10 protein-coding genes are annotated in these 16163 nt (G+C 64.3%); 4 read left to right on the top strand and 6 right to left on the bottom strand.

Going from position 1 to position 16163, the window contains the following annotated elements:
- Positions 1-30 precede the first annotated feature (30 nt).
- From ACN9MZ_RS25185 to ACN9MZ_RS25170, 4 genes are all read right to left on the bottom strand, one after another.
- Positions 31-2979, bottom strand: a complete 2949-nt coding sequence (locus ACN9MZ_RS25185; protein WP_426339571.1) for a TonB-dependent receptor — start codon at positions 2977-2979, stop codon at positions 31-33.
- Positions 2980-3105: 126 nt separating this feature from the next.
- The gene (locus ACN9MZ_RS25180) at positions 3106-4881 is read right to left on the bottom strand and encodes a glycoside hydrolase family 28 protein (RefSeq protein ID WP_426339570.1); all 1776 of its coding nucleotides are present in this window, start codon (positions 4879-4881) and stop codon (positions 3106-3108) included.
- Between the two features lie 125 nt (positions 4882-5006).
- Positions 5007-6218 (bottom strand): DUF4861 family protein, encoded by a 1212-nt coding sequence (locus tag ACN9MZ_RS25175; protein ID WP_426339569.1) that lies wholly within the window; start codon positions 6216-6218, stop codon positions 5007-5009.
- A 9-nt stretch (positions 6219-6227) separates the two neighbouring features.
- Positions 6228-7631: a glycoside hydrolase family 88/105 protein gene (locus tag ACN9MZ_RS25170; RefSeq protein WP_426339568.1), complete on the bottom strand. Its 1404-nt coding sequence runs from the start codon at positions 7629-7631 to the stop codon at positions 6228-6230.
- Between the two features lie 154 nt (positions 7632-7785).
- On the opposite strand from ACN9MZ_RS25170, the gene garD reads away from it, so the two are divergent.
- The 4 genes from garD to ACN9MZ_RS25150 are packed head-to-tail and all read left to right on the top strand — an operon-like array spanning position 7786 to position 13606.
- On the top strand, positions 7786-9342 hold the full coding sequence (garD, locus tag ACN9MZ_RS25165; RefSeq protein WP_426339567.1) for a galactarate dehydratase: 1557 nt from the start codon (positions 7786-7788) through the stop codon (positions 9340-9342).
- A gap of 15 nt (positions 9343-9357) precedes the next feature.
- Positions 9358-10173: an NAD-dependent epimerase/dehydratase family protein gene (locus ACN9MZ_RS25160; RefSeq protein ID WP_426319160.1), complete on the top strand. Its 816-nt coding sequence runs from the start codon at positions 9358-9360 to the stop codon at positions 10171-10173.
- Entirely contained in the window at positions 10170-11075 is a 906-nt protein-coding gene (locus ACN9MZ_RS25155; RefSeq protein WP_426339566.1) for an aldose 1-epimerase, read from the top strand. Before ACN9MZ_RS25160 ends, ACN9MZ_RS25155 begins: the two co-directional genes overlap by 4 nt.
- Positions 11072-13606 (top strand): family 43 glycosylhydrolase, encoded by a 2535-nt coding sequence (locus ACN9MZ_RS25150; RefSeq protein WP_426339565.1) that lies wholly within the window; start codon positions 11072-11074, stop codon positions 13604-13606. Before ACN9MZ_RS25155 ends, ACN9MZ_RS25150 begins: the two co-directional genes overlap by 4 nt.
- On the opposite strand, the gene ACN9MZ_RS25145 is transcribed toward ACN9MZ_RS25150, so the two are convergent.
- Both ACN9MZ_RS25145 and ACN9MZ_RS25140 read right to left on the bottom strand, forming a co-directional pair.
- Positions 13603-15372: a GDSL-type esterase/lipase family protein gene (locus ACN9MZ_RS25145; RefSeq protein WP_426339564.1), complete on the bottom strand. Its 1770-nt coding sequence runs from the start codon at positions 15370-15372 to the stop codon at positions 13603-13605. The genes ACN9MZ_RS25150 and ACN9MZ_RS25145 overlap by 4 nt on opposite strands.
- 71 nt (positions 15373-15443) lie before the next feature.
- Positions 15444-16145, bottom strand: a complete 702-nt coding sequence (locus tag ACN9MZ_RS25140; RefSeq protein ID WP_426339563.1) for a FadR/GntR family transcriptional regulator — start codon at positions 16143-16145, stop codon at positions 15444-15446.
- Positions 16146-16163 lie beyond the last annotated feature (18 nt).

Here is a 16163-nt window from a genome sequence, read left to right as displayed (position 1 = left end):
GCAGAGGCGGAGAGACGCCTTTGAAACACCTTAGAACTTGTAGCGCAGGCCGGCCAGGAATTCGCGGCCGGTCACGTTGTTCACCACCACGCTGTTGCGCGCGCGGCTCACGAACTGGTCGTTTTCTTCGTTGGTCAGGTTCACGCCTTCCAGCGTGAGCTCCAGCTTGTCGTTGACTTTGTACGACACGGACATGTCCACGTTCAGCGACTTGTTCTTGCCTTCCACGTCGTTGTTGTTCTGGCCCGGCACGCGAGTCACGAACGAGGAACGGGAGGAAGCCGAAATGCGGGCACTGAGCTTGCCGTTGTCGTAGTACAGCGTGGCGTTCCAGGAGCGCGGCGACAGGTTGAGCAGGTCGTCGGTGATGCGGGTGTCGCTGGTTGGCGAAACCACGTACTCGATCTTCGACTTCACGTGGGTGTAGTTCAGCAGCGCACCGAAGTCCTTGCCCCATGCCGGCAGGAAGGTGAACGGCTGCTGGTAATTCAGCTCGAAGCCTTTCAGCTTGCCGCCATCGGTGTTGATTGGAGCCGTTACCTGGAAAACTTCTTCGCCGGTGAAGTTGGCTGGCAGCAGCGACATGGGCAGTCCGGTGTCCTTGTACGCCATATTGGTGCGCAGGGACTGGATATAGGTGCTGATGTTCTTCTGGAACAGCCCCAGGCCGACAAAGGCGTTCTTGCCGAAGTAGTATTCGAGGCTGGTGTCGAAGGTCTTGGCACGGAATGGCTTGAGCAGCGGATTGCCAGTGGTGATGCTTGGCGTGCCGGTGGTGGCGATGGTGCCGCCCGGCGACAGGTTGTTCAGTTGTGGGCGGGTCATCACCTTGGCCGCGGCAAAGCGGGCGATCAAATCCGGCGTCAGCGTGGCAGCGATGTTCAGGGACGGCAGGGTGTCAGAGTATTCATTGTTGACGGTAACCGCGGTGCCGCCACCTGCAGCCTGGTAGCCGGTTGCAGAAAGCTCGGTCTTTACGTAGCGTGCGCCAAAGTTGCCGCGCAGCGGAACGCTGCCCAGCTCCGTCTTGAACTCGCCCATGAGGTAGAAGCCTTTGTCTTCCTCGTTGACAGAACGGTTGTTGCCGCGCGCATTGCCGTTGGTGATGGAGGACAGGGTGAAGTCGCCCGGGCCGCCGGCAGGGCCGCTCTTGATGCAGTTGCAGTAGATGTCGTAGGCCTTGGCGATGGCATTCAGGTCGGGAATCAGCCAGGTGGTGTAGGTGCCGGCCGGCAGGTTCTGACCCTTGCCGAAGCCGCTCACGGTGGTCGTCAGGTTGCCGGAACCGGCCGGCGGCGCGAAGATAGTATCGTTCTGGTTCACGCGGCGCGACTCGTAGGAATCGAAGTCGTACTTCTTGCGATTCAGGCCGCCCTTGATGGTCAGCGCGTCCGACGCCTCCCAGGCCAGGTCAACGGTCGCCGTGTCGTTGCGGTTGTTGGCGCCTTGCGGGCGGATGCGGATTTCGCTGCTCGTGGTATTTGGAATGGTGGTCGGCTGGGTGCCGCTGGCGACCTGCGGCACGCCGACGATTCCCATGCTGCCGCTGGCTGCCGGGTCGAACGGCAGCGAGATGATCGGATGGCGGTCGTCCTGGCGGAAGTCGATCGTGTAGCCGTTCACGTTCAACGCATCAAGCGTGGTGGTCGTTTGCACCGGATTGCGGAATTTCGAGGTGGCGCGGCCAACGCGCGCCTGCAGTTGCAGTGTATCGGTCAGGCGTTGGTCGAGGGTCAGCGTCGGCTGGGTAAAGGTGGTGGACAGCTCGTCGTAGCGCGACTCGGCGCGCATGTCCACGCCGTTGAACTTACCGTACAACAGGTTGCCGTTTGGAGCGTACTGCGCTTCCACGACCGAGGTTTGCGGCTTGCCGCCCTGGCTGGCGGAGCGGCTGAAAGAAATCGCTTCCAGGAAGTCCTCCTGGCGCGTCGCATCGAGCTTCGCATACAGCATGTCGAAGGTGAGCAGCGAGCCTTGCATCGGGCGCCACTGCACGGAACCGGTGAGGCCGACGCGGTCCTGGTCGTGGGTCAGGCGCCCATAGCGCGGCAGGCGCGGATGGAAGTTGTTGGCGTTGCTGGCCAGGTTGTAGGCGTCGGTCGCTGCTTGCGAAGCGGGCAGGCGCGGTACACCTTGGGCAGCAGGGCCGCAGGTGGCTGCAGTGGAGTTGGCCGGATTGGCCGCCACGCCTCGCGGCGCGCACCAGCCGCCGCTCGATGGTCCGTTATCCCAACGCACAGTGGAGAAGCCTTCCTCCAGCAACTGGCGCTTGGAGAAGGCGCCGGACAGCAGCACGCCGACCTTGCGGTCAGCGAAGGTGTCGGACAGCAGGAAGGCCACGCGCGGGTCGGTCTTCTTCGACAGGTCGTTGTACTTGCCCTTGGCCGTGATGGTGGCGTTGAAGCCTTTCAGGTCGAAGGGGCGCATGGTTTGCAAGTCGACGGTGGCGCCCAGCGAGCCTTCATCCACGTCGGCGGAAGAGCTCTTGCGCACGGTCAGCGACGAGAACAGTTCGGAGGCGAATACGTTGAAGTCGAAGCCGCGCGAGCGGTTGGTGCCGCCGGAGCTGTCGGTGCCGCCGGTAGTGGCCAGCGCTTCCAGGCCGTTGATGCGCACGCGGGTGAAGTCCTGGCCCAGGCCGCGCACGGTGATGCTGCGGCCCTCGCCTGCGTCGCGGTCGATCACCACACCTGGCACGCGCTGCAGCGATTCGGCCAGGTTGGTATCGGGGAATTTGCCCATGTCTTCGGCCTTGATGACGTCGACGATGCCGTTGTCCTCGCGCTTCTTGTTCAGCGCCGATTCCAGCGCGGCGCGCAGGCCGGTGACCACGACCTTCATTTCCGGTTCCGCGGCTGGCGCGGCCGGTGCGCTGGCCTGTGCGTGGGCGAGGCTCATGGCCAGCGCGGTGACTGAGTAAGTGCCGACGAGGCGCAGCGCGAACTTGCGCAAAGCCTCGGTTTGATCCGTGAACTTCATGCCATCTCCTGGTTATTATTGCTGCCGGCTCTTGTAAGTGGTCAGGCCGGTTGCGCTATTTTATGCTAAGAATTTTGCAATGTGGTCAGTCCAAATGCATTTATTTGCAAGATTGGCCTGTCCAGATCAGGCATCGGCGGAAAACTCCCCGCTATAGCGCTTTCCGCCTATGGTGACGTTGTCGAGAAGCAGTGCGCGAACGTTGTGCATAAGCCACGGTTGCCCGGAGTTGCGTGGGGTGCCGAAGTCGCAGTCGCGGATTCTCACGCGCGCGATCGGCGCAATTGGCGCGCCGGCGGGGCCGTTGTAGCTGCTGGCGACAGGACCCAGCATCACGATGGCCTGGTAGCAGGAGACCTTGCCATCGGGCGTGTCGACGTTGCCCACCTTGAGGCCGGAGATCTCGATGTCCGACACTTCGGGCGGACGCGTGCGCACCACGTCGTCGGCCGGGGCGTAATCGCAGTCGAAGGTGATCACGGCGCCGGCGCCTGATGCGACCGGACCGGATGGCCTGGTGGTGCCGGGCAGCGGCTTGTAGAAGCCCGGGCTGGTCTGCACGCCGTTCGGCAGCGTGCAGTCGCGGACGTAGAGGTGGCGCAGGAAGCCGCCGCGGTTCATATTGGTTTTGAGGCGGATGGCGGTGTTGAGCGCGTCGCTGGCCCAGTGCAGGTTCCTGAATTCGATCTGTTCGGCGTAGACGTGCTCAATGCCGCCGGCCATTTCGCTGCCCAGCGTAACGCCGCCATGGCCGCTGTTCATCACGCAGTGGCGGATCAGGATGTTGCGGGTGGGGCCGTAGTGCGTGTCCTTGTTCTTGCCGGCCTTGATGGCAATGCAGTCGTCGCCGTTGTTGAAGGTGCAGCCTTCCACCAGCACGCCGTCGCAGGCTTCCGGATCGAAGCCATCGCTGTTCGGGCCCAGGCTTTGCATGTTCACGTCCTTGAAGTGGACGTTGCGGCTGGCGACCGGGTGGTGCACCCAGAACGGGGCGCCGACGATCTGGTAGCCCTGGAGCAGGACGTTTTCGCATTCGATCAGTTCGACCATGCAGGGGCGCAGAAAGTGACCGTGGCCGAACACGCGCAGATTGGCGGGGACATTGGATTCGGAGAGCACGGGCAGGTAGCGCGAGTCGCTCTGCCAGCGATTGCCTGAACCTTGAATCAGTATGCGCTCTCCGGGTGCGCCTTGCACTTGCGCGGCGTTGTTCGGATTGATGGCCGTTTCGGTGCGTTCGCGTGCAGGCTTGCCACGGCCTTTCCAGTCCCACCAGCATTCGTTCGGGTTGTTTTCGAAAGGGGCGCCGCCCTGGCCGTCCAGTACGGAGGTCCAGTCTTCGCCGGTGAGAGCGATGTTCTTCTGGCCGTGGGCATAGACCAGTGGCGAGAAGTTCAGGCAATCGTTTCCTTGCCAGCGGCTGCGAACCAGCCTGCCGTTCTTGCCGCAGTCGATGTCGCCGTATTTTGCGTAATCGTCCGGATTGGCGCTGAACATCAGGCGCGCGCCTTTTGCCAGGTGCACGTGGACGTTGGAGCGCAGTACCAGCGGGCCTTTGATGTACCACGCGCCTTCTGGAATGACTACGCGCCCGCCGCCGGCCTGGTGCGCGGCGGCGATTGCAGCGGTGATGGCAGGGTAGCAGTCATGGCTGCCTTTTGCCGGCGTTTGCAACGTGCCCGGTTCGAGCGATGCGACCTGGCCTTGCACGGAGACCGGCTCGCATGGCTTGGCGCCGAATTCCGTCACCAGGAAATCCTGCTTGCGGAAGGCGATCGGCGTGGCAAACCGCGCGGCGATTTCCCTTGCGCGCAGCCATGGGTCGCTGCCCGCCAGTTCATTCTCGCCTGCATTGGCGACGGCAGCCGCGAAACGAGCCAGCGCTGGCTGTGAAGCGATCAATGCCCCGCCGGCGACCGCTGCACGGAGCAAGGCACGGCGAGCAGGCACAGGTGCGCTCGCGTCACTCTTGGGGACTGACCCCAGGATGTGACACGGGCTCGGCTGGGTGGTGCGGTGCGGGCCGCTCATTTGCTTGCCGCCAGGGCGGTGCGCACGGGGTTGGCGGCGCGGGCGGCGGCGTTGGCGACGTAGGCTTCCCATTGCTCGCGGGTGGTGATTTCGCCGGCGCGGCTCCAGGCGCCGCCGGCGTAGTAGCGCAGTGGCTTGCCAGCGCTTGCTGGGGCGAGGATCAGTTCATTCAGGGCGTCTTCAGCGAAGCCTTGTGCCGCCGGCACGATGACCGCGGTGCCGAAGGCGCCGTTGCTGGCTTGCTCGATCCATTGCAGCAGCACCTTGCCTTCGCGCCTGGTGGCGATTTGCGGGTTCTGGCCTTTGTCGCTTGGCGTCTTGTTCAGGCCGACCGCGATGGTCAGCGGTTTGTCGCCTGCATAGCTGAAGGTGGACTCGATCATGTCCAGCTGCTGGCCGGCGTCGACGGTGAAGCGCTTGGTTTCTGTCACCGGCAGCCCGGCGGCGTCCCATGCGGCGTACGACAGCTCGAAGATGGAACGTACCGGGCCATTGGCCAGCACTTTCCAGTTCGCGTAGTTGGTGGATACGTACAGTTTGCCGCCATCCCATACGCCGCTACCGCCGGCGCCGCGCGAGCGGCCGACGTTGTACATGTCCATGCCTTCGCCTTCGTCATGGTGGTAGTGGTCGTGGCCCTTGTTGTACCAGCGATCAACAATCGGATAAGGCACGCGCTTGAACCACAGGTCCAGGCCGGAGGTCACCAGCACCTCCTTCACGACGCCCGCCGGAGCGGGAGCAGCCAGCGCGGGACCGTAGGTGCGGTGGCCGATCTTGTCGTTCTCCCAGCCGAAATCGTCGAGTCGTTCGGGGACGTAGCGGGCAAAGGTTTGCGCCGGGAATACGGGCGCCACGCTGTCGATCTTTTCAACCGTGTAAGTGGCGGACTTTTCGCCGGCCTTGAAGCTGTGCTGGAAAATCAGTTCGCCGTAAGCGATGCCGACGTTCTGCGGGTCTTTCGCCTGCGGTGCGACATTGGTGACCTGGTGCGGCACCACGCGGCCGGAGCCATCGCGCACGGCAATTTTCTGGACCAGGGCGTGCGGCAGGGCCTTGTTCACTTCCGACCAGGGAACAGTCACCGTTTCCGAGGGGCGCGCGATGTCGAGGTCATGCTGCAGCGTGATAGTCAGGCGTTCCGCTGCGCTGGCGGCAATCGCGGGCAGTGCGGCGGCCAGTGCGGCAAGGATGCGGGTGGTCTTCATGGCTGCTCCTCAGTGGTGTTCGCGGTAGTCGGTCTGGCCGCCTTTCGGCAGGTAGTGATAGGTGCGCACGCGGTACTGGATGTCGAGCTGGGGATTGGTGATCAGCTTGATCATTTCGGCGCCGGCCAGCAGCACGGGGCCGTAGCCGTGCAGGGCGTGCTTGCTGGTGGGGCGGTTGTAGTAGTACACCATGTCGCCGGCCAGGGTGGTACCGACGCAGGTGCCTTCCACTTCGCCCTGGCCGGTGATTTTCGTCTGCAGGCCGGCCCAGCCGGCTTGTGCGATGGAGCCGTACGGCGCAGGCGAGATCCAGCCCTGGTTGACGGCGTGGGCGATCACGTAGGTGAAGATGGCCGAGGCCGAGGTCTCGAGGTAGGAGTCGTTACGGTCGATCATCTGGTGCCACAGGCCGCTGCCGGACTGGCGCTCGGCAATGCCTTTCAGCGACAGGCGCAGTTGCGCCAGCACTTTCGGGTAGCCCGGGTGGTCCTTCGGCAGCACGTCGAGCAGGTCGGACATGGCCAGCACCGCCCAGCCGTTGGCGCGCGACCAGTAGAAGTTCGGCGCGTCGTTCATGCCGGCGTGCCAGCCGTGCGTGTACAGCTTGGTTTGCGGATTGAACAGGTAACCCGCCATATTGAGCACATTGTTCACCGCGTCGTCATAGTAGGCGCGGTTGCCGGTCATGCGGCCCATTTCGGCCAGCGCCGGCACGCCCATGTACAGGTCGTCGCCCCACAGCGATTCGGCTTGCGGGCGCTTGCGGGCCAGGGTGCCGTCCTTCAGGCGGTACTGCTTGTTGGCGACCCAGTCGCTGCAGGTGGCGATCATGTCGGCCAGGTCGGGGCCGACCTTGGCGGCGCGGGCGCGCATCAGGGCGGCGCACATCGAGCCGGAATCGTCGAGCGAGCGCGGGTCGAGGAAGCGCGAGAAGCTGTTGCCGCGCTCCAGCTTGAACTGCTTTTCCTGGGCGGCGAAGTAGGGCCTGGTCTGTTTGAAGAAGTTGAAGTGGCGCTCGGTCATGGCGAGAAAGCTGCGGTCGCCGGTCGCTTCGGCCGCGCGCAGCAGGCCGGAGTGCACCACGCCCATTTCGTACACCTGGATGCCGAAGTCGCCCTTGCTCGGCTCGAAGATCGCATCGGCCACCGGGGTTTTCAGGTCGGTGATGGTTTCGCCGGTCTTCTTGTTGACGATGCGGGTCGGGGTGACGCTGTCCATGTAGCCGCGTACTTTCTGCAACGTGCCGGTGATCTCGGCAACGGTCGGCATCTTGTACGGAACCGGGTAGCTGCCTTCGCCGGCGTCGTTCAGGTTCTTGTTGTCGGTATTGCGGTAAGGGCCTTCCGCGTGGGCTGGGCTGAGGGCGAACAGGCAGGCCAGGGTGGCTGCCAGCAGGGACGATGTCGGCTTCATGGGTCTCCGTGCGACGTTTTAAGTGTGGTGTAACTGCGTCATCTGGTCAGGCCATTCTAATTTGGTCAGACCAAATATGCAAGGTGGACTAGCCAATCGTCGTTTTTGTGTGGCATACTGAAAATGAAGTTCAGGATCATCAAAAGGATAGCTAATGAAACTCGCACGCTACATCAAGATGCACGAGGCAGACAATGTTGCCATCGTGGTCAATGACGGCGGCTTGCCGGCCGGCTCGGTATTCCCGGACGGCCTGACGCTGGTGGAGGGCGTGCCACAAGGGCATAAGGTCGCCCTGGTCGACCTGGCCGAAGGCGATCCCGTGACGCGCTACAGCGTGACCATCGGCTACGCGGACCAGGCGATTCCACGCGGCTCTTGGGTCTCGGAAAAGGTGCTGCGCATGCCGGGCGCTCGTTCGCTCGATGGCCTGCCGATCGGCACCCGCAAGCCGGCGCCGCTGCCGCCGCTGGAGGGCTATACCTTCCAGGGCTACCGCAATGCAGATGGCTCGGTCGGCACGCGCAATATCCTGGCCGTGACCACCACCGTGCAGTGCGTGTCGGGCGTGGTCGACCACGCGGTCAAGCGCATCAAGGAAGAACTGCTGCCGCGCTATCCGAACGTGGACGACGTGGTGGGGCTGGAGCATATCTACGGCTGCGGCGTGGCGATCGATGCGCCGGGCGCCGACGTGCCGATCCGCACGCTGCGCAATATCAGCAAGAACCCGAATTTCGGCAACCAGGTCATGGTGGTCAGCCTTGGCTGCGAGAAGCTGCCGCCAACGCGCCTGTTCCCGGCCGGAAGTATCCCGATCGCGTCGGCCAACCTCAACTCGGCAGCCGGCGAGCCGGACGTGGTATGCCTGCAAGATGGCGCGCACGTCGGCTTCAACTCGATGATCGATTCGATCATGCGCACGGCGGAACATCACCTGCAAGTGCTGAACGCACGCCAGCGCGAAACGGTGCCTGCTTCGGAACTGGTGGTAGGCGTGCAATGCGGCGGCAGCGATGCCTTCTCGGGCGTGACGGCCAATCCGGCCGTGGGCTTCGCCACCGATCTGCTGGTGCGCGCCGGCGCCACCGTGATGTTCTCGGAAGTGACCGAAGTACGCGACGGAATCGACCAGCTCACGTCCCGCGCGGAGACGCCTGAAGTGGCGGCGGCAATGATCCGCGAGATGCAATGGTACGACGATTACCTGAAGCGCGGCGGCGTCGACCGCAGCGCCAACACGACGCCTGGCAACAAGAAAGGCGGCCTGTCGAACATCGTGGAGAAAGCCATGGGTTCGATCGTGAAGTCCGGCTCGGGCGCCATCCACGGCGTGCTGTCTCCGGGCGACAAGCTGACGCAGAAGGGCCTGATCTACGCTGCGACGCCGGCCAGCGATTTCATTTGCGGTACGCTGCAGATGGCGGCGGGCATGAACATCCACGTATTCACCACCGGCCGAGGCACGCCTTACGGCCTGGCGGCGGTACCGGTGATCAAGGTCGCCACCCGCAATGACCTGGCGCAGCGCTGGCATGACCTGATGGACGTGAATGCCGGCCGCATTGCAAGCGGCGAGGCCACCATCGAGGATGTGGGCTGGGAGCTGTTCCGCCTGATGCTGGATGTGGCGAGCGGCAAGGAGACCTGGGCCGAACACTGGAAGATCCATAATTCACTGGCGCTGTTCAATCCGGCGCCGGTAACCTGATGACGGAGGAGAGACATGAGCCAAACTGGAAAACCATTCAAGCGCATCCTGATGACCGGTGCCGCCGGCGGCCTGGGCAAGGTGCTGCGCGACCGCATCAAGCCTTGGGCTGAAGTGGTTCGCCTGAGCGATATCGCGGATATGGGCGAGGCGCGTCCCGGCGAGGAACTGGTGCCGTGCGACCTGTCCGACAAGGCAGCCGTGATGAAGCTGATGGAGGGCGTGGATGCGGTGCTGCATTTCGGCGGTATCTCGACCGAGGCGCCGTTCGAGGCGATCATGCAGGCCAACATCCTGGGCGTGGCGAACCTGTACGAGGCGGCCTACAAGCACGGCGTGAAGCGCCTGATGTTCGCCAGCTCGAACCATGCAATCGGTTACTACAAGACCACCGATATGCTCGATGCGAACATGCCGACCCGTCCGGACAGCATGTATGGTATCTCCAAAGTATTCGGCGAGCAGATGTCGCGCTATTACTACGACCGCTTCGGCATCGAAACCGTTTGCATCCGCATCGGCTCCAGCTTCCCGCAGCCGGCGAACAAGCGCATGATGTCGACCTACCTGTCCTACGACGACCTGACGGAGCTGCTGCGTTGCTCGCTGTTCGCGCCGCGCGTAGGGCACACCATCGTGTTCGGCATGTCGGACAACGATTCGGTGTGGTGGGATAACCGTTATGCTGCGCACCTGGGCTATCGACCGAAAGATTCGTCGGCCAAGTTCGCGCACCTGTTCCCGGATACGTCCGAGTTCCCGGAAAAGGACGACGTCACCACCATCTACCAGGGCGGAAAATTCCTGCTCGACGGCCCGATGTTCAAATGATTGAGCTGCGCAGCGGCTGCTTGCGGGCCGTGGTGCTGCCTGCTGTCGGCGGCGGGCTGGCACGGCTTGACTGGGCCGGCAACCCTGGTCGCGCCGGCGCCCTCGCCACCGCACCGGTGCCGGTGCTGCGTCCCCTTGCCGACGGCGTCGCGCAGCCTCTGCCTGGCCAGCTAGCCTGTTTCCCCCTGGTCCCCTGGTCCAACCGGATCGCCCCTGGCGGCTTTGAGTTCCAAGGCCGCCGCATCACGCCCGCGCCAACGCGCGAAGGCGAGCCCTGTCCGATCCATGGAGAAGGCTGGCGCATGCCATGGCATGTGGAGGCGCATGACGAATGCAGCGTCGTACTTTCGCTATACCGCCGCGATGGTTCGCCATTCGCATTCACTGCCCACATGGCTTACACGCTGTCGGACAACGCCTTGCGTGTGACGCTGAAGGTCACCAACAACGGCCGGCATGCGCTGCCGTTTGGCCTTGGACTGCATCCGTGGATGCCTTGCCCTGAAGACGCACAGCTGCGTGCCGTAGCCGATGGCGTGTGGCAGTCCGGCGCCGACAAGTTGCCAGCAGAGCGAAGCGCGCTGCCGCCAGCGTGGAACTTCTGCGGTGAAGTGCCGCGCCCCTTGCCGCGCGACGGCGTCGACAACGCGTTCACTGGCTGGGACGGCAACGCGCAAATCGACTGGCCATCGCGCCGCTTGCGCCTGCACATCGGCACGGACATGGGCTATTACATCCTGTATGTACCGCCGGGCAAAGACTTCTTCTGCTTCGAGCCGGTGGACCACCCGGTCAATGCGCACAACTTGCCGGGCGGGGCCGCTGCGAATGGGCTGACCGTTCTGGCGCCGGGGCAGGATATGCGACGCACCGTGCGTTTCACCGTTGAGGAGATTGCGTGAGGACGCTGCAAGCCATGCTCGCTGCCGCCTGGCTTGGCGCCGGGCCGAGCGCCCTGGCGGCTTCCGATGCGCCATATAGCGCCGAAACGACATACGCCAAGCTGGCTGGCCAGTACCCGCACATAGCGATTGCCAGTGCGGAAGCGCCGGCGCCGGTGCGCGTGCTGCGCAACCTTGGCTACCTCCAGCGCGGTGAGCATGCATTGCAGCTAGACCTTTACCTGCCCGGGCCAAATGGCGATGGCCGCGGTCGTGCCTGGCCGCTGGTGGTGCTGGTTCACGGTGGCGGATGGCGCAGCGGCACGCGGCAGAATATGGCGCCGCTGGCGGCGCGCCTTGCGGCCAGGGGTTTCGCGGCGGCCACGGTTGACTACCGTTTGTCGGGGGAAGCGCAGTTTCCCGCTGCAATCGACGACGTCAGGGAAGCGATTCGCTGGCTGCGCGCCGCAGCTTTGCAATACGGCCTGGATGACAAGCGCATTGCTATCGCTGGCGGATCGGCTGGCGGCCAGATCGCCGCGCTGGTTGGCACGACGAACGGCCGTGATGCAGCCAGTACCGTGCAGGCGGTCGTCAATATCGATGGCCTGTCCGACTTCACTTCCGAAGAAGCGCGCAAGCATGAAGACGACCCGTCCAGGAATCCCTCCGCAGCGGGAGCATGGCTGGGAGGGCGTTATGCGGAACAGGAGGCACGCTGGCGAGATGCCTCGCCCTTGACGCATGCAGGTCCCGGCAGTGCGCCGATACTGTTCATCACCAGTGGACAACCGCGCTTCAGCGTCGGGCGGGAAGCCCTGGCGCAACGCCTGGCTCGATACAAGATCCCGGTCGAGCACGTGAATCTGCCCGGCACGCCGCATTCGTTCTGGTTGTTCGATCCCTGGCTGGCGCCGACCGCCGACGCCATGCAGGCCTTCCTCGAGCGCACGCTTGGCGTGCCGCAAATGCCGCGTGCGCCGTGGTCGCCGGACCTGGGCGATAGCCGCTACCGCAACCCGGTCCTGCACGCCGACTATTCGGACCCGGATGTGATTCGCGTCGGGAAGCGCTACTACATGACTTCTTCGAGCTTCACCAACGTTCCCGGCCTGCCATTGCTGGAGTCCGGCGATATGGTGAACTGGCGGCTGGTCGGCCACGCCTTGCCGCGGCTGGTGCCGGAGCAGGCGTTCCGCGCACCGCAGCACGGCAAAGGCGTGTGGGCGCCATGCCTGCGTTACCACGATGGCAAATTCTGGATCTTCTACCCCGACCCGGATTTCGGTATTTACGTCGTCACCTCCACCAAATTCGGAGGGCCCTGGAGCAAGCCCCGGCTGCTCATGGCCGGCAAGGGCCTGATCGACCCTGCGCCGCTGTGGGACGATGATGGCAAGGCATGGTTGCTGCACGGGTGGGCCAAGTCACGCGCTGGCTTCAACAACGTCCTGAGCCTGCGCCAAATGGCGCCGGATGGCAGCCGCATGCTGGACGACGTGAGCCGCGTGGTCATCGACGGCAACACTCTGCCTGGCTACAAGACGCTGGAAGGCCCCAAGCTTTATAAGCACAACGGCTGGTATTACGTGTTCGCGCCGGCTGGCGGTGTGGAGACCGGGTGGCAGTCGGTGTTTCGCTCGCGGCATGTCGACGGACCGTACGAGGCGCGCATCGTGATGGAGCAAGTCACTTCGTCCGTCAACGGGCCGCACCAGGGCGCCTGGGTGCGCGCTGAGGACGGGACCGACTGGTTCTATCACTTCCAGGACAAGCGTGCTTTCGGCCGCGTCGTGCATTTGCAGCCAATGCGCTGGCAGGACGATGGCTGGCCGATGATCGGTGAGCCTTCCGCCAAGCCTGGCGTGGGCCAGCCGGTGCCTGAATTCGCCAAGCCGATGACCATGACCGCCGCAGCGTCGGTCCCGGCGCCAGCCTGGCCGGCCATCGGCGACGAATTCCAGGAAAAACGCCTTGCGCCGCAATGGCAATGGGTGGCCAATCCGGCCCCCGGCTGGCACTCGCTGACAGAGCGTGCCGGCTTCCTGCGGCTGTACGCGCAGCCTGCGCCGGTGCCGGCCAATGACGAAGCGGCCATCGCAGCGCTGCGTTCCCTGCCGGCCGTGCTGACGCAGAAACCGCCTGCACCAGTCTTTTCCGCGGTGGCAAAGCTTGAGCTGCACGCCGTCGCGGACGGGGACACGGTCGGCCTGGCCATGTACGGGCAAAGCTACGCCTGGCTTGGCCTGCGCCGCGAGCATGGTGAACTGCGTATTGTCTACGTGCGCTGCGAGGCGGCCAATGACAAATGCAAGGAGCGGCAGGAAGCGTCGAACGCCTTGCCGCTGAAGAGTTTCATCCACCTTCGCATGGACATTGGCGCAGGCGGCCAAACCGCCTTCTCCTACAGCCAGGACGGGGCGAACTTCACACGCGCCGGCACGCCGTTCACGGCCGCCATGGGGCGCTGGGTTGGCGCCCAGGTCGGGCTGTTCGCCACCGGCGCCGCGGGTGCCTACGCCGATATCGATTATCTGCGCATTACGCCTTAGCGGGATGCTGGCTGCAGTTTGCCGAGGTGGCCGGCACCGGCATTGGTCATGACGTTGGGCTGCACGTCGGCGGCATGCAGGGCGCGGAAGGTGTAAGGCACGCTCCAGCCGACGTCGGTCGCAAAGCCGCAATCTGCCAGCGCCTTGCCGTTCAAGAGCGAGCCGTGGTCCAGCACGGCGCCTGCTTCGGATTTGCCGGGATTGTGCAGCACGTCGCCGCAGCCGCGCGCGCCTTCGATATCGTAGGCGTTGGCATCAATGATCACGTGCGCCTGCCTGGCGATGCCGACGCTGTATTCATGCGGATATTCGGCGTGCTTGCGTGAGCCCTTGTGATAGTTGTTGAACAGGTGGACTTGACCGAATCGCACGCGTGGCGTGCGCGCCGTCACTTGCTCGAAGAAGTTGTTCGAGAAGGTAACGCGCAAGTGGCCTTCATCGCCGGTGGCGCGGTCGCTGGCGCCTACCAGCGTGTTCTTTTCGTGCAAAGCGAAGTGGTTGTACGATACCGTGACGAAGTCCGAAGCCGAAGTGATATCGAGCGCGCCATCGTGGCATTGTTTCAGCATGCCGTTCTCTTTAGGAGACTGGCCGTCGGTGCGCGGCGCATCGGTGAAGCTGTTATGGTCGATCCAGACGTGATGCGATCCGGTGACCGTAATGCCGTCGTACAGCGAATTCCAGTTGCCTTTGGCGCCATCCTGCGGGTCCCATGTCGGGTCGGGATCGCAGGGATTGCTGATCGAAAGGTTGCGGATGATCACCTGGCTCGCGTTGCCGACTATCAGGCTGGCGTTGACGAAACCGGCATCTTCCCCAAGGCCGATCAGCGTCGTGTTGGACGGCAGCCGCACCACGCCGACCTTGGCGCCATCGGCCATGTCGAGGGTGCCGCGCACCTGGATGATGCGCGCGTCGGCAGTGCCGGCCAGCGCAGCCTTCAGCTCGGCGGGAGTGGAGACGGTATGCACGTTGGCAGCGGAAGCCGCCGCGCCGCCATGCGTGCCGCCTTGTTCGCCGGCCCAGCCATCGGCCGGCGCATGTTCGCGCGCTGCCTGCCGCGATGTGTCGGCCGGATCAGCGAGCGGGCCGAGGGCAGGGAATAGCCGCAGCAGTTCGCGCGCAGCCATGTCGCCGAAGAAGCGGCCGCCTTTCGGGCCAAGGTGGGTGTAGTCGAAGCCCGCGCCTTTGGGCTGGGCCAGCGTCTCCGCTTCCGCCGGGCCCATTGCCTGCACGGCTGCCAGCGACAGGGCATTCAGGCCCAGTACAGCCACGCCTTCGCGCTGGGCCACTTCGCGCGCCGCTGTCGCCCACGGCGCCAGGTCGTTCCAGACGTAGCCATTCCGGAAGCTGCGGCGGGTGAGGGAAGTCACCAGCACCGGCACGCCGCCGCCAGCCTTCACATCGGCCACATAGCGAGCCAGGTTGGCGGGGTACTCCTTGACCAGGTCCGTCGAGCGGCCCGGTTTGCCCGGCTGGTCGTTGTGGCCGAACTGCATCAGCACGTACGTGTTGCGGAAGCCGGCGCCGTTGCGCAGCAAGGCCTGCACCTCGTCCCAGCGGCCCTCGGCACGGAAGGAACTTGAGCTGCGGCCGTTCTTGGCGAGATTCAGGCAGGTGGTGTCGGGGCGCTGCCGCCGGCACAGGTAATCGCCGTATCCGCCGCCGCTGGCGACGGTCGAATCGCCGACCAGGATGATGCGGTCGGCAGCAAATGCCGGCAGGCTGGCCACGCAGGCCAGGAACAAAACGATGTGACGCAGCATGAGGCTCCCCTGAAGTTCACCCCATTCTATTTTGGCCTGACCATGCGTGCAAGTGGTCAGGCCAAATTATTTTAGCCGCGTGAGAAGGTCTTGGTAACGCGTTCCAGGTGGGCGCGCATGGCCTGGCGGGCGCCTGCGGCATCGTGCGCAGCGATGGCCGCCACGATATTGCGATGGTCGTCCAGGGTGTTCTGGCGCAGCTCTTCCGTCTGGAAGTGCTCTTTCAGCTTGTGCCACATGGTGCCACGCTGGTTCCACAGGGTTTCGACCACCCCCACCAGCGCGGTGTTGCCGGTGGCGCGCGCGATCGCCAGGTGGAAGTTGCGGTCGGCCTGTTCATTGGTGGCGCGGTCGGCGTGGTGCTGCTCCATCTCGGCCGCCGCACGCAAGATCGCATCGATCGCAGAATCGGTCGCCATCTTGGCTGCAATGGCTGCAACTTCGGATTCGATCAGGCGGCGCGCAGCCAGCACTTCGAACGGACCCGGTCCGCCTTCGGCCACGTCGGAAGGAGCGGAAGCCTTTTCGCTGACGTACACACCCGAACCGCCACGCACTTCGACGATGCCGGACAGCTCGAGCGCAATCAGTGCTTCGCGCAGCGAAGCCCGGCTGACGCTCAGTTTCGCCGCCAAGTCGCGCTCTGCCGGCAGGCGGGTGCCGGGCTTGATGCTTTCTTCGCGGATCAGGTCCTGGATCTTGGCCGCGACCACGCGGTACAGCCGTTGTTCGGCTGCAGGATTCGGCTCCGTTGCAACGGTTTTTTTGTTCATGCGAGGTCCCTTGAGAAG

This window comes from Pseudoduganella sp. S-14, from assembly GCF_049913285.1.
Lineage (GTDB): Bacteria > Pseudomonadota > Gammaproteobacteria > Burkholderiales > Burkholderiaceae_D > Rugamonas.
The sequence above is the reverse complement of the archived record's forward strand: the minus strand, read 5'-3'. Positions and strand labels throughout refer to the sequence as shown.